Below are 23,233 nucleotides of genomic sequence, written 5' to 3' on the forward strand. Positions count from 1 at the left end.
CAGCGCCTGTCATCCGGCGGCGCTTCGCGCCGGCCGGGTGGCTCGTGATGATGTGGATCGGTCCGGAAGCGTTGGTCTACTCGGCCGGCGGCATGCTGCCATGTTCAGTGCCGTGCCTGGCTGCGGCGTTCGCCCGCGCAAGCATGCCGAGCGCGACGAGTGCGGCGGCAAAGCCTGACGCAGCGCCGACGCCGAGCGCCCAGCGTGGGCCGAGATGGTCGGCGACCCAGCCGACGATCGGTGCGCCGATCGGCGTGCCGCCGAGCGCGACGCCGAGCCGCAGCGCCATCACGCGCCCGCGCATCGCCGGCTCGGTCGAGAGCTGCATCAGCGCGTTCGAGGTATTGAGGATCGTCAACGAGGCGATGCCGATCACGACGAGGGCGGCGGCAAACAGCCAGTAGTTCGGTGCCAGCGCGGCCAGCGTACAGCCGATGCCGAAGATCGCCGAACCCAGCATCAGCGCGGCGAAGCGCGGCTGGTCGCGCGTCGCCGCCAGCAGCGCGCCCGACATCGTTCCGATCGCCATCATCGATGACAACAGGCCAAAGCCGCGCGCGTCGGTATGGAAGACGCCGACCGCCATGGTCGAGATGAAGATCGGAAAGTTCAGCCCGAAAGTCCCGATCAGGAACAGCATGACCAGGGTCGCCCTGAGATCGGGGCGGGACCAGACATACTTGAATCCCTCGGTGATGCCGCCCCTGGTGCGGGGTGCGCGCGCATTCGGCCGGAGCTCGGATTTGCGCAGCAGGCACAGCGAGGTCAGCACCGCCATGAAGGACGCTCCGTTGAACAGGAACGCCCAGCCGGTGCCGACCGAAGCGATGAGCAGTCCGGCCATCGCGGGGCCGACCATGCGCGCGGCATTGAATGAGGTCGAGTTCAACGCGATCGCGTTCGACAGGTCTCGGTCGCCGACCAGCTCGGCGACGAAGGTCTGGCGGACCGGAGCGTCAAGCGCGGCGCTGCAACCGAACAGAAACGCGAATACATAGACATGCCAGAGCTGCACCAATCCGGTGACGGTGAGGATGCCGAGGATCAGTGACAGCGTGCCCATCGTCGCCTGGGTTGCCATCAGGAGCCGCCGCTGGTTGAAGCGATCGGCGGCGAGGCCGGACCAGGGCATCAGCAAGAGTTGCGGTCCGAATTGCAGCGCCATCACGATGCCGACGGCGGATGCGCTGTGATTTGTCAGCTGGGTGAGGACGAGCCAGTCCTGCGCGGCGCGCTGCATCCAGGTGCCGATGTTGGACACCAGCGCGCCGGCGGCCCAGACCCGGTAGTTGAAGCTCGCGAGCGATCGAAAGACGCGTCTCATGTTCGTTGCGGATCATTCCCGCCGTGAAACCGGCCGAACCGCCGCGCCATGACGATACCGAATAGAAGTCCGCCGAGACCGAGGGCCGCGACATCGCCTGTGTTGCGGAGGGCGAACTCGCCGACGCGGCAGACCAGCAGGTAGCCGACGAAGAGATTGAAGAAGCCCCAGATGATATTGACGGTCGAGGTCGATAGCCCTTCTCCCGGCGGCTTGGCAAACGGGGTCTGGAACGGTTCGCCCATGATGCCGGCGACAACGTGGGGAATGGCGTTGGTGAGGAAGGCGCCGCCGAAGAAATAGGCGACGAGCTCAAGCCAGTTCATGGGCATGCGTCCTTTCGAGCAGATCGATGATCGCCTGGGTCGAGCCGGTTTCGCCGAGTCGCGGGAACACCTGCTCGATGCTGTAGTCGTGCGCGTTCGGCCGCGCGTCGGTCATGGCGTCGATCGCGAGCGTGACGTTGAGGCCGGCCTCAAAGGCCTGCCGCGCCGTGGATTCGACGCCGGTGCCGGTGGCGACGCCGGCGACCACGACATGGGTGACGCCGCGGGCTCTCAGCCGGGTCTCGAGATCGGTGCTGGCAAAGGCGCCCCAGGTCCGCTTGGTCACGACGATGTCACCCGGCTGCCGGTCAAGCTCCGGGAGCAGGTCGGTCCAGCCGTCGGGAAATGCGCCGTTATGGCGCGGCCGCTCGGTTCGTCCGGGTGCGATCCCGTCGACATTGACCAGCACGACCGGCAGTCCGCGCCGCCGGAACGCCTGGATGAGCGCGCGGGCCCGCGTCACGACGTCTTCGAATGGATGGACAAAGGGCGCGCCGGCGAGCCCGGCTTGCAGATCGACGACAATGAGGGCGGTGATCGGATCGAGTGTCGTGAGGGCCATCATCGTTTCCTTTCAACCGGATGTTTCTCGCGATTGGCGCGGGCTCAGTCGGCGACCAGCCGCTTCAGCAAGCCGACCGCGGCGGCGAGTTCATCCTGCTCCCGCACCGACAGCCGCGTCGCGATGGTGCGCGCCAGCCAGTCCTGCCGCGCGGCGCGGCCGGTCCGCAGCCGCTCGCGACAGATGTCGGTGAGCGACATGATGGTCTGGCGGCCGTCGTCCGGATCGGGCGCACCGCGCACCAGGCCCGCGGCCTCGAGCGCTGAGATCGCCGAGCTCATCGACTGCGGACGCATTCCCTCCGACCGCGCCAGGCTGGACACGGTCGCGGGGCCGTCCTTCTCGAGGCGCAACAGCACCGCGACCTGCGACGGCGGCAGGTCGTCACGCTGCCCCTGTTCGCGCAGCCGGCGCTTCAGCGTTCCGATCAACAGGCGAAGGTCTTCGGCGAGCGCGGATGTGCGCGCCGAGCCGGTACGTGACGCAGCATTGTTCATGACTGGGAGGATGGCATATATACAGGTAAACTGTAAAGATTATCTTCGTAGATTGCCTTCATATTCCTGTGATCGTCAGCGTCATGTCAGGGCATTGTTGGATCATGCTCCAAATCGAAATGGCCGATTGCCGTCGGACAGGAAGCAGCGCTGGTTAAAAAGGGGGAGTGATGGTCGGAAGCACGCAGGATGCACGCGCCGGCTCGAGCCGGTCCGCTTCCGGCTATCATGGCAACGCGGTGCTGGTGCGCCGCGTAAGGGCGGCGATACGCTGCGCGTTACCAGATGACGCGTGCGCAAATCAGCGCAAGCGGCACGATCGCAAGACCTATCGGAACCCATCTGCGCATGTCAGCGGGGTCCCTCGAATATCGGAAGATCTGGATGCAAACGAAAAAGCAGACCGCTGCGCCGAGCAGGATGCGGAACAGGTCAGAGGGGGTGTCGTATAAAGTCTCAAGAGTCTCGTTCTGCGGCATGGCCACCCGGGCCGTTGTTACCACCACGACGAGCAGAAAAAGCGTCCGTAGAACGAGACCGAGGAATCGCATTATGCGTGCCAGCCATCACTCTATTCGAGTCGGTGTATAGCACATATTCGGCAATAAAGTAAGCATCTGCACAACTTTGTGCAGTGCGACGGCATCATGACAACCGCTCGTTCGAAGGGCAAGCTGCTATGAAATACGGCACCACGTTTGGGCTTATCCTGGGATTGACTGTCCTCTTGGGCAACGCGGCGTTCGCGGCCACCCCGGCGCGCTGCCGCGCCGAGGTGCTGCGATCCGAGGAGCTTCCTTATGCGCCGATCGGTTCCTGGCTGTTGAAGGCCACCGTTCGTATCATTTATCCGGACGGCCAGGCCGCGGAGTCGACGTTCTTCAGGACCGTGCCCTGGCAGGTCACGCTGCGCCGGGGCGAGCATTTTCGGTTCGACTGCGAGCGGATGCGCGATGCGTGGCCGGTCGCCCTGCAATAGCTCGAACGCGAGGTGGATAGCGTCATGGTCAATCTGATTGTCGGTCTCACCCAGGTTGCATTCGCTCTCGGCAGCCCCGCCGGCGCGGTTGCGGATCGCGCATGGCAGCCATCGGTCGAGCAGGTCAGGATGGTCTGCGATCAGGACTGCAATTGCTGGCGAACGCGGTATCAGGAACGCCGGCCGCTGCTCTCGGGCCGCGACGATCTGGCCTGCCCGCCGTCGGAACGACGCCCGGTCGGCTATTACAACGGCTACTACCGCAAGGGACCGGCGACGGGCGTGGATTTCGACAGCAAATATCCGGTCCGGGAATTTTCGTTCCCGTTCTGAACGGCGCGAGCGCCACGCTCGAGGCAGGTGAGGCGCGTGCCGCGTTCTATTCCTGCGGCACGGCTCCGCCGGAGACGCTGCGTTCATCGAAGCGAGGACCGGCGCGTCGTTTCGCAGGCTCCGGGTCGGCCTGGTCGTTCGTTCCGCTGGATGGTGCAGACGCGTGGAGCTCCCGCGCCCGTCGGGTTACGGCGGCATAGCGCGCCGTCGCGCTGAGACTCATCAGGCCGGCGCGTACCAGTCCGAGAATCGCGCGCCGCGAATGGAAAGGCCCGGTCTTGCTTGCGGCATAGCCGCGCGGATAAAGTTGCAGGCGGCCGCCAAACGCTTCCTGCAACGCCGCCTTCTGGGTCGCACTGAGGCGCCGGCGCCGCGCGGGCTTTTCCGCTTCCACCAGCATGCGCAGCTCGATGCCGGGTGACTTCCGTGGCGCGGCCTTCATTGTCAGCTTACACTCCGGTCGACGGTCGTCGGCTTCCGCGAGGCCCGGCGCCTGACTGGCGTCGCCATGGACGCCGGCATGTGGCACATCATGGCTTGCGCTGTTGCTCATCACGAAACAGAACCGCATTTCGCGCAGCGGCGGCATCTGACGAAGGTCAGGATCGGTTGTGACGAAAGTCATATTCGTTTGCCGCCGCTATCGGCTTACGCCAGAGTGGGGCGGTCGCTAAGCGGATGGGCAACGCATGATCGATCTGAGCGCGGACTTGCTTGCGGCCGCCGAAGCCGATGTCATCGGCCTCGCCGTCATCGGCGCTGACCGCGGCATGCAGCGGAAGATCGGACGGCTGGTCGAATGGCTTCCCGCGATCGGCGTCGATTGCTGCGAGTGCATGCTGCTGGTTGGTATGGAGGCCGAACTGGCGGCGCTTGCCGGTGGCCAGCGCGACATGATCGCGCTCGCTGGCGTGCGTGGCGCATCGCCCGACATTGCGCAGCCGATGACGGCGGTCGTGCTGTGGAATGCCACGCAGTCGCACTATTTCGTCATCGCGATGCCGGACTTCGCCGGACGCCAGGTCGAAACGCTGCTCGGCAGCGAGCGCCGGGCCCGGCGCCTGATGGAGCAGCAGCTCGAGGCGGCGAGCGCGGAGGTGCGCTTTGCCTCGCTGGCGCGGACGCGGCTTCGCCTGGCGCGCGATCTGCACGATACGCTGGTGCATTCGATCGTGGCGCTGCTGACCCAGATCCGGCTGATCAGGCACTATCTGTCGACCGATCCCGCGCGCCTCGCCGACAGCCTTGCGACGGCCGAAGACGCCGCCGCGAGCGGGCTCGCGCGCGCCCGTGAAGCCATCGAGCGCTTGCGCACGCCCGACGATATGAAGCTCGATCCGGACGTCGAGGGACTGCTGAGCGACTTCGCCACACGCAGCGGCGTCCGGGTCTCGATCCAGATCGACGAGCCGGCGCGTGCCGGATTGCGCGATTGCGGCCTGACGGTTCAGCGCATCCTCAGCGAGGCGCTCCGCAATGTTCAGAACCATGCGCAGGCGCATCGCGTCTCCTTCCACGCCTATGATGCGCCGGCCGCGATCGGCCGAAGGCTCGTCGTCGAGATCCGCGATGACGGCCGCGGCTTCGATCCCGCGGTCCCGGCACCAGGACATTTCGGATTGATCGGAATGGCCGAATTTGCTGAACTCGTCGGCGGAAGCTGCGCGGTGGAGAGCGCACCGGGGCAGGGAACGCTGGTCCGGATCTCGCTCCCCGTGGCGGTGCCGCCGGCGGCGTCGGCCGGCGTGCTGGCCGATTGATGTGATTGCTTCGCATTGAGAGCTGTTCGAGCGAAGCGCTTCGAGAGGATGACGGAAGCCCGTGAGCAAGATTGAAAAGGTGCGGGTGCTGATCGCCGAGGATCAGACGCTGATCAGGGAAGGGATCGCGACGCTGCTCGCCCAGCAGAACGAGGATTTCGAGATCCTTCCTGGCGCGTCCGACGGCGAGCAGGCCATCGAATTCGCGCGGCGCTATCGGCCGGACGTCATCCTGATGGACCTCCAGATGCCGCGTGTCGACGGTATCGCCGCGACCCAGCGGATTCTGCGCGAGCTGCCGCAGACCCATGTCGTGGTGCTGACCACATTCGAGACCAACGATCTGATCTTCGAGGCGGTGAGCGCGGGTGCCAAGGCGTATCTGCTGAAGGATGCCAGGATGGAGGAGATCGCAGGCACGATCCGCGCCGTGATCAACGGCCAGTCGGGGCTTTCACCCGGCGTCGCCGCGCGCATCCTCGACGAATTCAAGCGGCTGCGTGGTCCACGCGTCTCCGCCAAGCTGCCGGTCCGCGACGGGCTGACGGCGCGGGAGAACGAAATTCTGACCCTGATCGTCGAGGGCAAGAGCAACACCGAGATCGGCGAGCGGCTGCATTTGGCCGAGGGAACCGTGAAGAACTATGTCAGCACGATCCTGGAGAAATGCCAGGTCAAGAACCGTACGGAACTGGCAATAAAGGCAATAACTTACTAGAAATAATTGCCCGCGACCGCACACCAAGCGGTTGATCCGGCTGAGATTGCTCGCCTTTCTCTGGGCCGCGCCCATAAAATTGGCTATAGGATTGTTCCGGATTTGCTTTTTGACGCGGCAAGTCCGGGTTGCGCAGCTATGAGTAAGCAGGGATTGACCATGAAGGGTATCGACCGCCAGACCAAGGGCACGGATGGACTGGCAGACGCCGCGGCGGCCGGCAACGGCGCGGATTCGGCGGCGCATGGCATGGCCGCGATCGATCAGGTCCGCGATCTTCTGTTCGGCGGCGCGCAGCGCTCGATCGAGACCAACCTCGCGGGCCTGCGCGAGGAGATGCAGGCGCAATTGAAGCAGATGCAGGCGGATTTCACCAACGAGGTCACCGCCCTGCAGGCGAGGCTCTCCGATCTCGAACGGGATACCGAGCAGAAGCGCCTCGACTCGCTGAAGGATGTCGGCGCGGCGATCACCCAGCTCGGCGCGGCCATCAGCGGATTGGGATCGGGCCGCACGGGCAAATAGCCATGGCAGCCGCTGCCGGCCAGAACCGCGAGATCGAGCAGCTCAGGACTTTGCTGTTTCAGCCCGAAGCGACGCGCTTGACGTCGCTGGAGGCCGAACTCGACTCGTTGCAGCGTTATGTCGGCAACGCCGACCGGCTGGAGACCGCAACCGCCGGCATCCTGGTGGAGGCGCTGGAGCGCGCCGAGGTCAACCGGCCGCGCGAACTCGCGACCGCGATCGCGCCGGTCGTGGTCTCCGCGATCAGGAACGAGATCAAGAATTCGCGCGAGCAGATGATCGAGGCGCTCTATCCGATCGTCGGCCGCCTGGTCAGCGCCGCGGTCGCGAATGCGTTCCGGGAAGTGGTCGCCTCGCTCGAGCAGCGCATCAACGCGCTGACCTCGGCGCAATTGTGGGTGGGGCGGATCAAGTCGCTGGCGACGGGACGCCCGATCAGCGAGTTCGTGCTGGCCGACAGCCCGCCGCAGGTCAACCGCCTGCTGATCATCGAGCGCGGCAATGGTCGCCTGATCGCCGACTGGAAGCGCGACGCGACCCCCGACGAGCGCGCCGATCTGCTCAGCGCGATGGTGGCGGCGATCCTGGAATTCTCGGTGCAGGCGCTCGCCGGCGAGGGCAATCTGCAAACGCTCGATTTCGGCGGCCGGCAGATCGCGCTGCGCGCCTCGCCCCGCTTCATCCTGGCGGCGGAATGTCTGGGCCCGCTGCGCCCGGCGGACAATGCCAGGATCAATTCGCTGTTCTTCGATGCGATCGAGCGCATCGACCGCGGCGCGGATTGCGATGCCCCGATGCTCGCTGCGCTGGTCGCTGCGATCGAGACCGACGACGCGCCGCCCAGGATCGCGAGCCGGCGCGGCAAGGTCATCCTGATCGCGGTGCTCGCCGCCGTCGCCGCGCTGTTGCTCTGGCTTGCTGCGATGTCGGTGACACGCGGCCTGCTGGAGCGGCGGACCCATGCGGCGCTGGAGCAATTCGCCGCCAACCAGCCGCTGCTGGCCACGTTCCCGCTGCGGCTCGACTTCGATCACGGCAAGTCCAGCGTCGCGGTCTCGGGCATCGAGCCGAGCCAGTTGAAGACCGCGCCGCTGCTCGAGGTGCTCGCAACGGCCGCTGCGCCTTACAAGATCGTCAACCGCATCGGTCTGGTATCCGCGCCGGATCAGGTCGCGGCGTCACAGGCCAGCATCGCGGCGAGCCTGACGCGCCTGCAGACGAGCCTCGACCAGATGCGCGAGGCGATGAGCGCGCAGGCGAAGTCGGGCGAGCAGCGCTATGCAGGGCTGACCGCGCAATATGACAAGCTCGGCGAGCAGTACGCCAGGCTCGGCGAGCAATATGCCAAGCTGCAATCCGTCACCGACGGGCCAGCGGCGCGGCTCGACCGCTTCATCGCCTCCACCGCCATCTTCTTCGTCAACAACGCCGACGAATTCCTCGACAACGATCAGGCCGAGCAGCAGCTTCGCGAACTGGCCGGATTGTTGGCGAACAACGATCTCAGGGTGAGGATCGTCGGCTATGCCGATCAGAGCGGCACCGAAGGCACCAACCGGACGCTGGCGCGCAAGCGCGCGGAGCAGGTGCAGCGCAGGCTGGCCGCGCTCGGAGTCGATCCGTCGCGCTTGATCCTGGTGTCGCGCGCGGCGACGATGCCGATCACCGATCGGCCCGACGCCACCGTCGGCGGCAACCGCCGGGTGGCGTTCGAGACGGTCTATCGAGGCGAAGTGGCGCGCTGATGCTCACCGCGAAAGTCATGCTGCTCGGCGATATGGGGGTCGGCAAGACCTCGATCCTCTATCGGCTGATCTACAATCGGTTCGAGGGCCAGTACAAATCGACGCTCGGCGTCGAGATCCTGAGCCATGACGTGGTCGCGGCGGATGGTAGCGATCCGACCCGCCTCGTGCTGTGGGACACCGACGGTGATTTCGGCACGCAGATTTTCGACACCGTCTATGTCACCGGCGCGTCGGCCGCGATCATTGTGTCCGACGTGACGCGACCGCAGACCGTGACCCGCATGGTCGAGCTGGTGCGCGGCTTCGAGGCGCGCTTCCCCGGCCGGCCGTACAGGGCGCTGTTGAACAAGATCGACCTGCCGGAGGCCGCGGGCAGCGCGGGCGTGATCGCCGAGCTCGGCAAGTCCAGCGTCAGGTCGGTCAGCGCCAAGACCGGCGTCGGCATCGCGGAAAGCATTGCCGAGCTCGCGCAAACCATCCGTCGCCGTCAGCTCTAGTTCGCGCAATTTGGTGTCAGCCGTCCCGACTTCTCGGGGCTGGCGAATCGGGCCGGGACGGCTGACTTCATCGCACGTGGGGCGTACGATGAAACGCTCTCGACGTGCGGCGCACGACCGCACGATTCTCTCCCCGACTGCACCACGCCCTCCCACACTCCGATAGTGACGATGGTCATCTTCCACTCGGCCAATGGCCTGCCTATCGTCCGCTCCGTCACCGGAACCAGCCATGAGGCCAGCAGTGTCTCGGGCGCACGGAGCGAGAGAACATGAGTATTTTTGGAAGCATCATGGGCGCAATCTTTGGCCACGGCGCCCAGGCCAAGACGGCTGAGACCACAGCGACTGCGGCACCTGCACCCGGAGCGGCGCCGGCGTCGACACCGTCGGCTGCGCCCGCTACGCCTGCCGCGCAGACGGTTGACGTCGCCGCGATCGTCGACAAGGCGGCCGCCGCCAAGGGCGAGAAGCTCGACTGGCGGACCTCGATCGTCGACCTGATGAAGGCGCTCGGCCTCGACTCCAGCCTTGCTGCGCGCAAGGAGCTCGCCAAGGAGCTGCACTACACCGGCGATACCAACAACACCGCCGCGATGAACGTCTGGCTGCATCAGCAGGTGATGGCCAAGCTGGCTGCCAATGGCGGCAAGCTGCCGGCCGACATCAAGACCTGACGACCTGCCTCGAGCCGTGCGGGGCGTTCGCGCCTCGCGCGGCTCCAAACCATGTGTATTGCGTGAGGAGCAGTTGCGATGACCTCATCTCATCTTGCCATCCTGGACCGGCAGACCGGCGTCGCGCGGTTCGCCGCGTTGATCGGCGCGGGGCTCGGCCTCGTCGCGCTGGCGCTCGGCGTCAGCATCGCCGTCGTCAATGCCGATAGCGGCGGCGACGTGCCGCGGCCGGCGAATGCGACCGTGCAGCGCGCCGCGCAGACCCCGCCGCCGGCGCGGGTCATCCTGCCCGCGCCGTGGGAGCAGGCCGCGCCTGCGCAATCCGCTGCGGCGCCGGCGAAGCCGGCAGACCACCGATAATTTTTCCGCGCCTTCGTTGCGGCCGGCGACCAACGGTGCCGGATCGCGCCACAGCCTTTGCAACAGGACATCACATGCTGAAGGAATTCAGGGAATTTGCCATGAAGGGCAACGTCGTCGATCTCGCCGTCGGCGTGATCATCGGCGCGGCGTTCGGGGCGATCGTGTCGTCGATGGTGGCGGACATCATCATGCCGATCATCGGCGCGGTCAGCGGCGGGCTCGACTTCTCCAACTATTTCACGGCGCTCTCGAAGTCGGTGACGGCGACCAACCTGGCCGATGCCAAGAAGCAGGGCGCGGTGCTGGCCTGGGGCAATTTCCTGACCCTGACGCTCAACTTCCTGATCGTGGCGTTCGTGCTGTTCATCGTTGTTCGTCTCATGAACCAGCTCAAGCGCGAAGCGCCCGCGGCGCCGGCCGAGCCGCCGAAGCCGACCAGGGACCAGGAGCTGCTCACCGAGATTCGCGATCTGCTGAAGTCGCGTGCGTAGAACGTCTTCAAGCGGCGACACGATCGCCGCGCGTGTACTGCGCAATGTCCAGCTCTTGGAGCCCAGCCATGCCAGAACAGGTCAAGCTGCCCCGAAAGCTTTCGCAAGAGCCCGGTGGCCCGTCGACGCTACGGCCGAGCCACCGGCGGGTCATCGAGGAAATCGATCGCTGGGCCAACAGTCCCGGTCTGCGGCCACCGAGTGACACGAAAGAGCTGGACGACAAGCACTCGCGCGGCCGACAGCGGGAGCGGCGGCCACGCTGGCTGGCGGATGATCCGCGAAATTAACGGCGCACAGTGCTCGCGATCAGCGCGGTCGAGGGAATCGCGAAGCTGTCGCCAACCCGTCCGCGTTCGATCTCGGCGCGGAAGGTGCGCGCGACTGCCGCGCTCTGGTCCGCATCGAGCCCGCTCCAATGCGGCATGAATTCGAACAATTTCTCGATCTCGCCGGGGTTGCCGACACTGAGTTCGAAGTCACGGGTGACCTCGGTGACGACAGGATCAGCGAAGCCGGCGGCGGCGATCGCGGCACTGAGGCGGTCGGGGTCGGCGAGCTCGGCGAGACCGGTGCAGGGCATCGGCGTGACCTTCTCAGGATAGAGCCGCCGGATGACCTGCGACAGCAGCAGATGCACGGCGGCACCATCGGCGCTCTTCCAGACCGCGATCGCCGCCGATCCGCCTGATCGCGTCACCCGCGCCATCTCACGCAAGCCGGCGCGCCAGTCCGGAAACAGCATCACGCCGAATACGGACACCACCGCATCGAAAGCGGCGTCCGGCAGATCGAGCGCCTGGCCGTCCATCTGCCGTGCCTCGATATTCGCCACATCATGCGCACGGACCCGCGCCACCATGCCGGCGGAGAAGTCGATCGCGGTAACCGCAGCACCGGTGCGGGCGGCGGCCAGCGCCGCGACACCGGTGCCGGTCGCGACGTCGAGCACTTTCGATGACGGGCCGATCGGGAGCAGCGCGACTGCGGCCTCGGCGAAATGTGTCGTGAATGGTTGCGACTGCGCCTCGTAGGTCGCAACCATCTTGTCCCAGTGCGCAGGATCGTGGAACGGTAGCGGCTTCGCCGGCTCATTTGACTGCATGAATCTGGTCCTCGAGTCCTTGTTTGTGTTTGGCGAGCCGGCGCTTGAAATCCCTGGCGAGCGCTTCGAGCGTCACCGCGCCGAGCCGCTTCAGGAACAGCGCCTCCACCTCGCGAAACGTCCCGGAAAGCGCGTCGTTGACGGCCTGTTCGACGAGGCAGCCGGGATTTTCCGAACGGTGGCCCATCGCGACGATGGTGGGCGCGCCGACCGCGCGATAGATGTCCGCGAGCGTGATGGCGGCGGGATCGCGCGCCAAGGTCCAGCCGCCGCCATGGCCCTTCTCGGAGCGGACCAGGCCCTGCTCGCGCAGGCCCGCCATCACGCGGCGCACCACCACCGGGTTGGTGGCCATCGCCTGCGCCAGTTGCTCTGATGTGACCGGCTCGCCTGCTCCGATCATGTGGAGCAGGCCATGCAGGACGCTGGACAGGCGGCTATCGCGGATCATGTAACTTCATATGTTACATGATGGGGTCGTCGTCAAGAGGGACGATGGCGGGCGAGCCGGCGGGGTTTGGCCGGGTCGCTGTCAGGCATGGGCCATGCCGCCATCGACTGTGAGCTCCGCGCCGGTCGTAAAACCTGCTGCGGGTGAGGCGAGAAAGCGGATCGCTTCCGCCACTTCCTCGGCGCCTCCCCAGCGGCCCATCGGAATCAGGCTCTCGACATAACGACGGATCGCAACATCGGCGGTTGCCCGTTCGGTCAGCGGGGTCTCGATCGGTCCCGGCGATACGACATTGACGCGAATGCGCCGCGCCATCAGCTCGCGTGATGTTCCGGCATTGCGGACGAAGGCGCGGATAAAGCCTTTGCTGCCCGCATAGAGCGGATCGCCGGGCTGGCCTTTGCGACCGGCGACCGAGCCGACAAACACGACGGATGCGCCGTCGGCGAGCAGCGGCAGCGCTTCGACGAAAGTGAACACGCTTCCCCGAACGTTCACGTCCATCAGCCTGTCATAGCTGGCGGGCGTCAGTTCGCCGATCTCGGGAGCATTCGAAACGCCGGCATTGATGACAAGGATATCGAGCCGGCCGTGGCGCGCGGCCACACGCTGCATCAGGCTTGCGATCTCGCGGGCTTCGGCGAGATCGACCAATTCGGCTTCCGCGCCTGCGCCGATCTCGCGCATCACAGCATCAAGGCGCGGCGCATCGCGTCCGGCCACGATCACCTGCGCGCCTGATCTGGCGATCCGCGCCGCCGTCGCGCGGCCGATGCCGCTGCTTGCCCCCGTGACGAGGGCGATCCGTCCCGAAAGATCGGACGATTGGTCTGGATTTGTCATGTGACCTCATTTATCAACGAGTGTTGATGAAGCAGATAGCGTGGGTTCCGAGGAATGTCAACGACTGTTGATAATGGGCGCAGGCCGGTCCGGTTGTCCGCGGCAGAAAGCCGTGCCCGCATCCTTGCGGCTGCGCGGCGAGCCTTCACCCGCGCCGGATACGACACGGTCGGTGTCCGCGAGATGGCTGCCGATGCCGGCGTCGATCCTGCGATGCTGCCGCGGCTGTTCGGGTCGAAGGAGATCCTGTTCGCCGAAATTGCCAACGGCGCCTTCAGCCTGGAGCCGGCCTTCGAGGGGCCGCTGCACGGCCTCGGTGCGCGCGTCGCCAGGCATTTGCTGGGTCCGATCGAGAAGCCGCCTGCCGCGGATTTCGACGAGTTCGCGTTCCTGCTTCGCTCCGTCGGCAGTCCCGTCGCGGCCTCGATCCTGTCGCATGCGCTGCATGCTCATTTCGTCAAGCCGCTGGCGGAGCGCATGGACGGTGCAGAAGCCGAGCTGCGCGCGGCGCTGATCACGTCCTATGTGCTCGGCTTTGCCGTGCTGCGTGCCGCGCTCCGCTCGCCGGCGATTGATCATGGTGATCCTGAATTGATCGTGATGCGGCTCGGCAAAGCCATTCAGGATTGCCTCGACCAAACGAGGCCCGGATCCGGAGCATCGCGCCTCGCGACCCGTCGCAAGATCTGACACGCCTGTCCGATATTCGCGTGCCGGATTTGGCGGCGCCATCCGTTTAATCCCCATCGGGGTCATGACGGCGGGGTGGTATCGTGGGCAATGCGGCGGTTGATCGGATGCTATTGGATGCGGTTGCGCATTATGGCGCGGGCCGCGCGACGGAGGCCGGCGCGCTGTGCGGCGACATCCTCACCGCCGATCCCGATCATGTCCCGGCGCTGCATCTGTCCGCGGTGATCGCCTTCGTGACCGATCGCGCCGCGGAAGGCGCGGTGCTGCTGAGCCGGGTGTTCAGCCTCGATCCGCATCATGGACCCGCGTTCGGCACGCTCGGCGATGCGCTCGCCGTGAAGGGCGAGCACGAGGGCGCGGTGGCGGCGTTCCAGCGTGGCGTGACGCTGCGGCCGCGTGATACCGGCCTCCACATGAAGCTCGGTGCTGCGCTGTGCGACCTGTCGCGCTTCGACGAGGCCGAGGCCGCATTTCGCCGCGCGATCGCACTCGATCCCGGCCTGACGCGGGCGCGGTTCAATCTGGCCGTCGCGCTGGCCGGGCAGCGAAAGCTGATCGAAGCGGAACAGGCCTATCGCGACGTGATCGCGCGCGATCCAGCCTATTGCGGGGTCTGGCTCAATCTCGGCAACGTGCTGACCGATCAGGACAAGCTCGATGCCGCCGTCGCGGCCTATCGCAGCGGGCTCGGCACCGAACCCGGCAATGCCGGGCTGCACAGCGGCCTCGGCGCGGCAAGCTATCGCCAGGGCCGGCTGCGGGATGCGATCCAGCATTATCGCCGCGCGATCGCGCTCGATCCGGTCAACCTCGCTCCGCAACGCCTGCTTGCCATGGTGTTGCATGAGGCGGGCGAGCGCGACGAAGCCGTCCGCATCTATCGACAGGTCTCGGCCCGCGACCCGTCAGATCATGTCATCCTCAACAATCTCGGCGCCTGCCTGTTCGAGCTCGGAGAGGTCGATGATGCGATCGCGTGCGCCGAACTCGCGCTGGCGATCAAGCCGGACCATGCGGCCGCGCATACCAATCTCGGGATCATCTTCGAGGCCCAGAACCTGGTCGATGCCGCGGTGGCCGCGCATCGGCGCGCCATCGAGCTCGACCCCGACTTCGCCAGGGGATACGCCAATCTGGCGGTCGCGCTGCGCAATGCCGGCGACATCGACGCGGCGCTGGTGGCCTCGCGCCGGGCCATCACGCTCGATCCGCAGCAGCCGCTCGCGCATTACAACCACGCTCATTTCCTGCTGATGAATGGCGAGTTCGAGGAGGGCTTCGAGGAATACCAGTGGCGCCGCAAGGCCAAGATGCTGAGCGATGGCGATCCCGTGTTCGACGAGCCGGAATGGCAGGGCGAGCCGCTCGCAGGCCGCACGTTGCTGCTGTTCGCCGAATACGGGCTTGGCGACGCCATCAATTTCGTCCGCTACGTGCCGATGCTGGCGGACAGGGGCGGCCGGATCTTGCTGCAAGTGCAGCCGGCGCTGGTGTCGCTGCTGCGCCCGATGCTGCCCGATGTCGCGGTGTTCGCGCGCGGCGAGCCATTGCCGCCGTTCGATCTGCAACTGCCGCTGCTCAGTCTGCCGCGGATCTTCCGCACCACCGTCGAGACCATCCCCGCGGCGATCTGCTATCTGCAAGCGGATGCCGTCAAGCTCGCGCGCTGGCGCGAAGCGTTGAACGACGTCTCCGCGCTGAAGGTCGGCGTGGTCTGGAGCGGCAATCCGAGGCACAAGGGCGATCGCCAGCGCTCGCTATCGGCGGATGCCGTGCTGCCGCGGCTGGTGACGCCCGGCGTCCAGCTCTACAGCCTGCAGAAGGAGCCGCGCCCGGACGATACGCCGGTGCTGCGGCGGCTTGCCGCTGACATCGTCGACCTCGCGCCGACGCTCGGCGATTTCGCCGATACCGCGGCGGCCGTCTGCTCGCTCGATCTCGTCATCGCCGTCGACACCTCGGTGGCGCATCTCGCCGGCGCGCTCGGCCGCCCGGTCTGGATGTTGTGTCCGTACGCGCTCGACTGGCGCTGGCTGCGCGATCGCGCCGACACGCCCTGGTATCCGACCATGCGGCTGTTCCGCCAGGACAAGCCGCAGGCCTGGGACGGCGTGCTGGCGCGGATGTCGGACGAGCTGGCGCGGGTGGCACGAGGTGCGCACAAATTGCTGCTGCCGCCGGCGTCGTAGAGCTCACCGGACACGGGAATGTGGATTTGATGCAACATATGATTGAAAAATTCTAAAGTTGCAACAAAACATATTGAAGCTTCCCCCGCGTGCGCGCCGAATGCGGAAACCGATCATTGCAACGATCGCATCGGCTGGGGGTCTGATGAAGAAAGCCAAGGCACGGAAGGCCGGCAAGGCAAAGAAGCCGGTCAAGGCAAGTAAGCAGGTCAAGGCAAGGAAGGCCAAGAAAGCAAAGGCCGCAGGGAAGCCGCGAATGACGGCGGCCTTGCCGCAGGCCGCAACGACAAGGGCCGCGGCCGCACATCCGAAGGGGTGCTGCACCATAGCGGCTCCCAGCGTGCCCGATCGCGATATCTCGGGCGTCACCGAAGCCGAATGTAACGCGATTGCCAATGCTCATCCCGGTTCGGTTGCGAACTGGGTCGAAGGCTCTTGCGCCTGAACGATTGACGACCAGAACATTTTTTTTGAGAGATTGCCATGTCACCCGCAAAACCGGGAATGCTTGCTGCTGCAGCTTTGTGTGCCTCGTTCCTCAGCGGATGTGCCGTACCGATCTACGATGTTCCATATGATTCTGCCGGCCAACCGACGGTGAAGTCGATCGTTGATCGCATCCAGTGCGAGATCAAGGAGATGGTTCGCGATGATAGCGACGACGTGGCCGCATTTCACGGACGATTTCTCCTGAACGGAGACTACGATGCCGAGATATCGCTATCGGTTGAGGTCAATGATACTGGCGGCTTGGCGCCAAACATGAGCTACCTTCATCCGCCGACGTCGTTCACATTCAACGTCAGCGGCACTCTCAGTGGGTCACGCGACCATACCTTCACCGAGAACATTCAGTTGTCGACGCGGGAAATCTATCGCGAATGGAAGAGCGGCACGAATCTCCATGAATGCCCGCCCGCAGATACCAATCTATCGGGAAGGCTGGGCCTCAGCGATTTCGTGGCGATGGCCGCACTGACGCCTCGCCGCGACGACACCATTACGTTAGCGACGCCGGGCGGGGTGTTCGGCGGAACAATCACGTTCGTGATCACGAAGAATCTGAGCGCGATCGGGCCGACCTGGCAACTCGTGAACTTTACCGGGCCGGGAGCATTGGGAAGTTTGTCGCAGGTCAACACGGACAAGATCACGGTTGCCTTTGCGCGCGGTCCCAATGCGGGCAAGCCGATGCCAGCGATCGTCAAGCGACCATGGCGGAGGGACATCAGCAATCCCTACGCGCACGAGTTCCTAAACCAACTGCTGACCAGCTCGATCAATACGCAGCTTCAGATTCTGCGCAACAGCCTCCGCTGATCAGGCAGCGGCGGTTGTTGCCCGCGGCGACCACGCGGCCGGGCGCGGCCTCACCCCGCGCTCATCCGCTGTGCTCCGCCGAGCAGCTTCACGTTGAGCCGGCCGCCGTCGAACAGCATCTCGTTCAGCGCGCCGTCGATGTCTTTGGTGGTGATATGCCGGCCGCCGTCGCGGGCGATGCTGGCCTGGGCGATGCGGCGCATCAGCTCCTTGATGAAGGCGGCGCTGACGCCTTCGGTGCGCTGCGCCGCGGCATCGATAACGGACGGTTCGAGCGGCAGGCCACGGCCGTAGAGCCGGATCAGCTTGCAGCGTCCGATTTCGTCGGGCAGCGGCACCTCGATCGCCTGGTCGATGCGGCCGGGCCGGCCGGCCAGCGCGCCTTCCAGCTCTTCCGGCCGGTTGGTGGTCAGCACGAACAGGATGTCGCAGTCTTCTTTCAGGCCGTCCATCTCGTTGAGCAACTTGTTGAGCAGGGATTCCTCGCACGGTCCGCTCATGCCCCTGCGGTCGCGCGCGATCAGGTCGACATCCTCGATCACGACCATGGTCGGTTGCAGCAGCCGCGCAAGGTTCATATAGGCGCCGAGCAGTCCGACCTGCTCGGCGGTGATGATCAGGGTGGTGTGACCGGGCAGGTTGGTGGCGAGATAGCGAATGGTGTGGGTCTTGCCGGTGCCCGGCGGGCCATAGAGCAGGATGCCCTTGCGGGTCGACTGGCCGAGCTTGCGCAGCAGATCGCGGCTCTCGACGAAGTCGAGCACGTTGCGGTCGAGCAGCCGCAAGGTCCGGTCCGGCAGGATCACGTCATCGCGATCGACCGTCGGCAGACGATGTACGGTCACGCCGCGCGCGCGACCGCGATAGTCGGCGGCGTCTTCCAGCGACAGGATCTTGCCGCGGTAGGATCGTGCCGTATGCACGGCAGCTTCGAGCTCGGCAAAGGTCCGTTGCACGAGGCTGTTTCCTGCGGAGCCTGCCGGCACCGCGAGCTCGATCCGCAAGCTCGGCTCGCTCTGATAATCACGGTGGTGGCTGAGCAGCACCGCGTAGCGCAGCTGTTCGGTCCGGCACAGCCATAATCCGTTGGTGAGGCATTTCACCGGCTCCGGCTCCCCGACGTCGACGTCGTGATATTGCGGTGGCGCGATTGCCGGTGCGTTGCGGCTGTTCTCCATCAGCGCGGCAAAGGCGAGGGTCTCGTAGCGGTGTTCCTCATGAAGGCCGAAGAAATGAAGTGGCGTGTCGAACAGCCGGTCGATCGCGATCTGAACATCGGCACGCATATGCCCGGGAAACTGCCGCGACCTGGTCAGGATCTGGTTGCGCGGCACGCCGGCAAAATGCCAATCGAGTGCTACGAAGGCGTATCGGAACTCCTCGCCCGGCAGGTTGTCCGAACTGGCCCTGGTGGCGAGCAGGCAGTTGCTGCACAGGCAGACCGTCTTGCGGCCGAGGAAAACGTCCGTCACAGGGGCCAGCGCGCCACAGAGCTCGCATGGCCGGGCCGCATCGGCAGCTGCGCTCGTGATCAGCAAGGAATGGCCGTTGCTGCGGATCAGCTGCTCGGCCGACTCCAGCAATGCCCGGGCCACTGTCGCCGGATAGGGGCCGCATGCAATTCCGCTCAGGGCCTCGATCCGTGCGGTGGCGGCGATCGCCTCTTTCCCGGACTTGCCAAATACCGTCCGCAGCAGGTTCCGGATGAAATCTATCGGTGTCTCGTCGTCGTCATGAATGAACAGCTTGATCGGGCCGCTCTCGGCAAGGACGTCGTGCATCGGACCCTCGAAACGCAATCGGAAACAAAAAGAACAAAGAGAGAACATCATGGCCGTCGGTCTGCGTCAAGCGAAAGATTTGCCCACCTCATCCCTGACGTGTGGTGAGCCGGTCGGCCGGCTCGGCAGGGAACGCGGCGCATGTGTAAACGCCGCTCAATGCTTGTGACGATCATGTTGCGGCAAATGCCAAAACATGGCCGCCACAGCGGCAAACTTCCGACACATCATCGGGGCGAAAAGGAGTTATCCGACATGACGCGAGCGCGAGGCAGATTCTCTCCCAGGAATCTTCCGTCGCGCCATTATTTTTATGAGGCTCTCGTGTCGCACAAACTCCGTTTTGCGATTCTTCTCGTCTTCACCCTGTTGGTCTCTCCGGTGCTCGCGCAACCGGCCGCCAAGCCAGCGCCGCCACAACCAAGTACCAGTGACGCGTTGACGCCGGAGCAGGCCAAGCGCGCGCTCGAAACGTTGCAGGACGACAAGAAGCGCGGCGAGATCATCAACACGCTGCGCGCCATCGCCAAAGCCTCGCCGCAGGCCACGGCTCAGCCGGCGGCTGCGGAGCCCGCGCCCGAGCAGCGTTCGCCGATTCCACTCACCGCGGACAGTCTCGGCGCGCAACTGCTGCTGATGGTGTCCGAGCAGGTGACGGAGATGTCGCGCGAGGTCGCCAACGTTGCGCGCACGCTGACGCATTTCCCGGCGTTCTACTACTGGTTCGTTCGCACCGCCAACGATCCCGCTGCCTATGGTTTGCTGATCGATATCGCCTGGAAGCTGGCGTTGGTGTTCGGATGTGCGCTGGCCGCCGAATGGGTGGTGTTTCGCCTGATCAAGCGGCCAGTGGCGTTCCTGGAGCAGCGGCTGCCGCGGACCGCACGGGTGCCGGCGCAGGTGCTGGCGAGTGTCGATCCACCGTCATCGGTCGCCGACGTCACGCCGGAGCCCGAACTGCATCGCCGCCGGCTCAGCCTGGCGCGGGCCTGGCAGTCGGTGATCCGGCTGCCTTTCGTGGTCGGGCGCCTCGTGCTCGAACTGTTGCCGGTCGTGGTTTTCGTCAGCGTCGCCACCGCACTGCTCGGCACCGAGATCGGCGAACAGTCGACCACGCGGCTGGTGATCCTCGCGGTCGTCAATGCCTACGCATTCTCGCGGGCGCTGATCTGCGCGGTGCGGGCACTCGCCGGTCCGTTCGGCCTGTTCCGCGTCCGGGCCGAGACCGCGGCCTATATCGAGATCTGGGCCCGGCGCATCGTCGCGGTCGGCGTATCCGGCATCTGCCTTGCCAATGTCGCGCTGCTGCTCGGGCTGCATCGTGCCGGCTACGCGGCGCTGCTGCGGCTCGTGATGCTGGTCGTGCATTTGTTCGTCGTCGTCATCATCCTGCAATGCCGCCGCCAGGTCGCCGCCGCCATTCGCGCGCCGGCCGATCGCACCGGGCTTGCGGCGCGGACGCGCAACCGCCTCGCGTCGCTCTGGCATGTGCTGGCGATCGCGCTCGATCTCGCGCTGTGGGCGGTGTGGGCGCTCAACATCCGCAACGGCTATTCGCTGCTGCTGCAATATTTCGTCGGCACCGTCGCGGTGCTGCTGGTCACCCGCCTCGTCACCATGGTGGTGCTGAGCCTGATCGACCGCGGCTTCAGCATCAGCCCGGATCTGCTGCAACGTTTCCCGGGGCTGGAGTCGCGTGCCAACCGCTATCTGCCGCTGCTGCGCAAGGTGGTGTCGGCGGTGATCGCGCTGATCGGCTTCGTCGCGCTGCTCGAGGTCTGGGGTGTCGATGCCATCGTCTGGTTCTATGGCGGCCAGATCGGCTCCCGGCTGATCTCGGCGCTGGTGACGGTCGGAATTGCCGCGCTCGCCGCGGTCGTGATCTGGGAGGTCGCCAACGCGTTCATGGACCGGCAGATCGACACGCTGTCGCGCGAAGGGCATTACGCCCGCGCCGCGCGCCTGCGCACCTTCCAGCCGATGCTGCGCACCGCGCTGTTCTGCATCATCGTGGCGGTGGTCGGGCTCACCGCGCTGAGCGAGATCGGCGTCAATGTCGCGCCGCTGCTCGCGGGCGCCGGCATCGTCGGCATCGCGATCGGCTTCGGCTCGCAGAAGCTGGTGCAGGACCTCATCACCGGGCTGTTCCTGCTGCTCGAGAACACCGTGCAGGTCGGCGACACCGTCACGGTGTCCGGTCTCTCGGGCGTGGTCGAGAACGTCTCGATCCGCACCATGCGGCTGCGCGCCGGCGACGGCTCGGTGCACGTCGTGCCGTTCAGCGCGGTGACGACGATCACCAATGCCAGCCGGGGCGCCGGCAATGCCGCCGTCAGCGTCAACATCGCCTTCAAGGAGGACACCGATCGCGCCGGCGAGATCCTGAAGGACATCGTCGTCGGGATGCGCCAGGAGACGGCGTATCGCGCATTCATCCGCGGCGACCTCGAATTGTGGGGCGTCGACAAGGTCGACGGCTCGGTCGTCACGATCGTCGGCCAGATCCGCTGCACCGATAGCGGCCGCTGGGCGGTGCAGCGCGAGTTCAACCGCCGCATGAAGCGGCGCTTCCAGGACGAAGGCATCCAGATCGCCTCGATGGGCCAGACCATCCTGATGCAGATCCCGGCGCCCTCCGAGCCCGACACCAACGTGATGCCGCGCCGCGCGGCGGGCTAACGCGGGCGCAGCCCCCTCTCCCCGTGAGAACGGAGAGAGGGAGCACGAGCGCACCCGTCGCGTCTCATCGTTGCGACACCGTCTCGCGACGATGAGACGGCAACCACCCGATCTGTCCCCGGACGGCGCTCGCCGGCGACCGAAATAGGCCCTTTCGCATCCTTCCCTGCGATTTCCTTGCTGGCACAGCGCTTGCTGATTGTCGTGTCAATGCGCGGCAAGACGCATTGCATGACTGAACCGTAACGCAAAGGAAGGAAACGCACATGGAGCTTGGCTACTTCACCATGCCCTCGCACCCGCCGGAGTGCGGATTGAAGGAAGGGCACGACTGGGACCTGCAGACGATGCGCTGGCTCGATGAGCTCGGCTATCAGGAAGCCTGGATCGGCGAGCACCACACCGCGCCCTGGGAGCCGCATCCGTCGCCCGATCTGTTGGTGGCGCAGGCGCTGTTGCAGACCAAGAATCTGCGCATCGGCCCCGGCGGCTTCCTGCTGCCGTATCACCACCCCGCCGAGCTCGCCAACCGCGTCGCGATGCTCGACCACATCTCGAACGGGCGCCTGAATTTTGGCGTCGCCGCATCGGGCCTGCCGAGCGACTGGGCGATGTTCAATGTCGACGGCATGAGTGGTCAGAACCGCGACATGACCCGCGAGGCGCTCGAGATCATCCTGAAGATGTGGTCGGAGCCCGGACCGTGGACGCACAAGGGCAAGTACTGGACGGTGAGCAAGCCGGACACGATGTTCGACTTCCTCAAGCCCCACATCAAGCCTCAGCAAGCGCCGCATCCGCCGATCGGCGTCGCCGGCCTGTCGAAGAACTCGGACACCTTGAAGCTCGCCGGCGAGCGCGGCTTCATCCCGATGAGCCTCAACCTCAACCCTGCCTATGTCGGCAGCCACTGGGACTCGGTCGAGGCAGGCGCCGCCAAGACCGGCCGCAAGCCGAGCCGCAGGGACTGGCGGCTGGTGCGCGAGGTGTTCGTGGCGGATACCGATGAGGAGGCCTGGAAGCTCTCGACCGGCGACATGATGGGCCGGATGATGGGCGAGTACTTCCTGCCGCTGCTCGGCCATTTCGGCTTCAAGGACTATCTGAAGCACGCGCCCGATGTGCCTGACAGCGACGTCACGGTGGAATATTGCGCGCGCCGGAATTGGATCGTCGGCTCGCCGGCAACCGTCACCGAGAAGATCGAGAAGATCTATCACGAGGTCGGCGGCTTCGGCGTGCTCTGCGTGTTCGGCTTCGACTACAAGCACAAGCCAGAGGCCTGGCGGCGCTCGCTGGAATTGCTCAAGACCGAGGTGATGCCGCGGCTCAAGCATCTCGGCGCCGAGTTCGAGAAGGCTGCATGACAGCT

At 65.6% G+C, this 23,233-nt stretch carries 25 protein-coding genes; 16 read left to right on the forward strand and 9 right to left on the reverse strand.

Features of this window, described 5'->3' with window-relative positions:
• Positions 1-76: 76 nt before the first annotated feature.
• From CWS35_RS09600 to CWS35_RS09615, 4 genes are read right to left on the reverse strand one after another with little or no spacing between them, the layout of a single operon-like run.
• Entirely contained in the window at positions 77-1,324 is a 1,248-nt protein-coding gene (locus CWS35_RS09600; RefSeq protein ID WP_024578861.1) for an MFS transporter, read from the reverse strand.
• Positions 1,321-1,650, reverse strand: coding sequence for a hypothetical protein (locus CWS35_RS09605; protein ID WP_024578862.1), 330 nt, complete (start codon positions 1,648-1,650; stop codon positions 1,321-1,323). Before CWS35_RS09605 ends, CWS35_RS09600 begins: the two co-directional genes overlap by 4 nt.
• Positions 1,637-2,212, reverse strand: coding sequence for an isochorismatase family protein (locus CWS35_RS09610; protein WP_024578863.1), 576 nt, complete (start codon positions 2,210-2,212; stop codon positions 1,637-1,639). The genes CWS35_RS09605 and CWS35_RS09610 overlap by 14 nt, the downstream gene beginning before the upstream one ends.
• A gap of 44 nt (positions 2,213-2,256) precedes the next feature.
• The gene (locus tag CWS35_RS09615) at positions 2,257-2,709 is read right to left on the reverse strand and encodes a MarR family winged helix-turn-helix transcriptional regulator (protein WP_024578864.1); all 453 of its coding nucleotides are present in this window, start codon (positions 2,707-2,709) and stop codon (positions 2,257-2,259) included.
• Between the two features lie 679 nt (positions 2,710-3,388).
• On the opposite strand from CWS35_RS09615, the gene CWS35_RS09625 reads away from it, so the two are divergent.
• On the forward strand, positions 3,389-3,688 hold the full coding sequence (locus CWS35_RS09625) for a hypothetical protein (protein WP_145987220.1): 300 nt from the start codon (positions 3,389-3,391) through the stop codon (positions 3,686-3,688).
• Between the two features lie 24 nt (positions 3,689-3,712).
• A complete protein-coding gene (locus CWS35_RS09630; RefSeq protein ID WP_100951754.1) occupies positions 3,713-4,021 on the forward strand; it encodes a hypothetical protein in 309 nt (102 codons plus the stop codon).
• A gap of 46 nt (positions 4,022-4,067) precedes the next feature.
• Here the strand turns inward: CWS35_RS09630 and CWS35_RS09635 are convergent, their stop codons facing one another.
• On the reverse strand, positions 4,068-4,610 hold the full coding sequence (locus CWS35_RS09635) for a hypothetical protein (protein WP_244442114.1): 543 nt from the start codon (positions 4,608-4,610) through the stop codon (positions 4,068-4,070).
• A 100-nt stretch (positions 4,611-4,710) separates the two neighbouring features.
• Here CWS35_RS09635 and CWS35_RS09640 point away from each other — a divergent pair, with 100 nt between their 5' ends.
• From CWS35_RS09640 to mscL, 8 genes are all read left to right on the forward strand, one after another.
• Positions 4,711-5,781, forward strand: coding sequence for a histidine kinase (locus CWS35_RS09640; RefSeq protein ID WP_100951755.1), 1,071 nt, complete (start codon positions 4,711-4,713; stop codon positions 5,779-5,781).
• Positions 5,782-5,842: 61 nt separating this feature from the next.
• Positions 5,843-6,499, forward strand: a complete 657-nt coding sequence (locus CWS35_RS09645; protein ID WP_024578870.1) for a response regulator transcription factor — start codon at positions 5,843-5,845, stop codon at positions 6,497-6,499.
• Positions 6,500-6,658: 159 nt separating this feature from the next.
• Positions 6,659-7,024: a hypothetical protein gene (locus CWS35_RS09650; protein ID WP_244442115.1), complete on the forward strand. Its 366-nt coding sequence runs from the start codon at positions 6,659-6,661 to the stop codon at positions 7,022-7,024.
• 2 nt (positions 7,025-7,026) lie between these two features.
• Complete coding sequence (locus tag CWS35_RS09655; RefSeq protein ID WP_100951756.1) at positions 7,027-8,769, forward strand: OmpA family protein; 1,743 nt, start codon at positions 7,027-7,029, stop codon at positions 8,767-8,769.
• Positions 8,769-9,269 carry a Rab family GTPase gene (locus CWS35_RS09660; RefSeq protein ID WP_024578873.1) on the forward strand — a complete coding sequence of 167 codons (501 nt, stop codon included), beginning with the start codon at positions 8,769-8,771 and terminating at the stop codon, positions 9,267-9,269. The genes CWS35_RS09655 and CWS35_RS09660 overlap by 1 nt, the downstream gene beginning before the upstream one ends.
• 272 nt (positions 9,270-9,541) lie before the next feature.
• The gene (locus CWS35_RS09665; protein WP_024578874.1) at positions 9,542-9,946 is read left to right on the forward strand and encodes a DUF3597 domain-containing protein; all 405 of its coding nucleotides are present in this window, start codon (positions 9,542-9,544) and stop codon (positions 9,944-9,946) included.
• Between the two features lie 78 nt (positions 9,947-10,024).
• Positions 10,025-10,306 carry a hypothetical protein gene (locus CWS35_RS09670; protein ID WP_100951757.1) on the forward strand — a complete coding sequence of 94 codons (282 nt, stop codon included), beginning with the start codon at positions 10,025-10,027 and terminating at the stop codon, positions 10,304-10,306.
• A gap of 74 nt (positions 10,307-10,380) precedes the next feature.
• Positions 10,381-10,800, forward strand: a complete 420-nt coding sequence (mscL, locus tag CWS35_RS09675; RefSeq protein ID WP_024578876.1) for a large conductance mechanosensitive channel protein MscL — start codon at positions 10,381-10,383, stop codon at positions 10,798-10,800.
• A 286-nt stretch (positions 10,801-11,086) separates the two neighbouring features.
• Here mscL and CWS35_RS09685 read toward each other — a convergent pair whose 3' ends face one another.
• The 3 genes from CWS35_RS09685 to CWS35_RS09695 all read right to left on the reverse strand — a co-directional run bounded on the left by CWS35_RS09685 (position 11,087) and on the right by CWS35_RS09695 (position 13,199).
• The gene (locus CWS35_RS09685; RefSeq protein ID WP_245438929.1) at positions 11,087-11,905 is read right to left on the reverse strand and encodes a class I SAM-dependent methyltransferase; all 819 of its coding nucleotides are present in this window, start codon (positions 11,903-11,905) and stop codon (positions 11,087-11,089) included.
• Complete coding sequence (locus CWS35_RS09690) at positions 11,892-12,356, reverse strand: Rrf2 family transcriptional regulator (protein WP_024578879.1); 465 nt, start codon at positions 12,354-12,356, stop codon at positions 11,892-11,894. The genes CWS35_RS09685 and CWS35_RS09690 overlap by 14 nt, the downstream gene beginning before the upstream one ends.
• Before the next feature lie 81 nt (positions 12,357-12,437).
• A complete protein-coding gene (locus CWS35_RS09695; RefSeq protein WP_100951760.1) occupies positions 12,438-13,199 on the reverse strand; it encodes an SDR family NAD(P)-dependent oxidoreductase in 762 nt (253 codons plus the stop codon).
• Between the two features lie 93 nt (positions 13,200-13,292).
• On the opposite strand from CWS35_RS09695, the gene CWS35_RS09700 reads away from it, so the two are divergent.
• The 4 genes from CWS35_RS09700 (at position 13,293) to CWS35_RS09715 (ending at position 17,401) form a co-directional block, all read left to right on the forward strand.
• Positions 13,293-13,889 (forward strand): TetR family transcriptional regulator, encoded by a 597-nt coding sequence (locus CWS35_RS09700; RefSeq protein WP_157817104.1) that lies wholly within the window; start codon positions 13,293-13,295, stop codon positions 13,887-13,889.
• Positions 13,890-13,996: 107 nt separating this feature from the next.
• Positions 13,997-16,081, forward strand: a complete 2,085-nt coding sequence (locus CWS35_RS09705) for a tetratricopeptide repeat protein (protein WP_100956194.1) — start codon at positions 13,997-13,999, stop codon at positions 16,079-16,081.
• Between the two features lie 145 nt (positions 16,082-16,226).
• Positions 16,227-16,526, forward strand: coding sequence for a hypothetical protein (locus CWS35_RS09710; RefSeq protein ID WP_024578883.1), 300 nt, complete (start codon positions 16,227-16,229; stop codon positions 16,524-16,526).
• A gap of 38 nt (positions 16,527-16,564) precedes the next feature.
• Entirely contained in the window at positions 16,565-17,401 is an 837-nt protein-coding gene (locus CWS35_RS09715; RefSeq protein ID WP_145987221.1) for a hypothetical protein, read from the forward strand.
• Between the two features lie 50 nt (positions 17,402-17,451).
• Here CWS35_RS09715 and CWS35_RS09720 read toward each other — a convergent pair whose 3' ends face one another.
• A complete protein-coding gene (locus tag CWS35_RS09720; RefSeq protein WP_100951763.1) occupies positions 17,452-19,182 on the reverse strand; it encodes an ATP-dependent Clp protease adaptor ClpS in 1,731 nt (576 codons plus the stop codon).
• A 324-nt stretch (positions 19,183-19,506) separates the two neighbouring features.
• Here CWS35_RS09720 and CWS35_RS09725 point away from each other — a divergent pair, with 324 nt between their 5' ends.
• A complete protein-coding gene (locus CWS35_RS09725; protein WP_024578886.1) occupies positions 19,507-21,861 on the forward strand; it encodes a mechanosensitive ion channel family protein in 2,355 nt (784 codons plus the stop codon).
• Positions 21,862-22,127: 266 nt separating this feature from the next.
• On the forward strand, positions 22,128-23,228 hold the full coding sequence (locus CWS35_RS09730) for an LLM class flavin-dependent oxidoreductase (RefSeq protein ID WP_100951764.1): 1,101 nt from the start codon (positions 22,128-22,130) through the stop codon (positions 23,226-23,228).
• Positions 23,229-23,233: the final 5 nt, after the last annotated feature.

The sequence above is a fragment of the Bradyrhizobium sp. SK17 genome (assembly GCF_002831585.1).
Classification (GTDB): domain Bacteria; phylum Pseudomonadota; class Alphaproteobacteria; order Rhizobiales; family Xanthobacteraceae; genus Bradyrhizobium.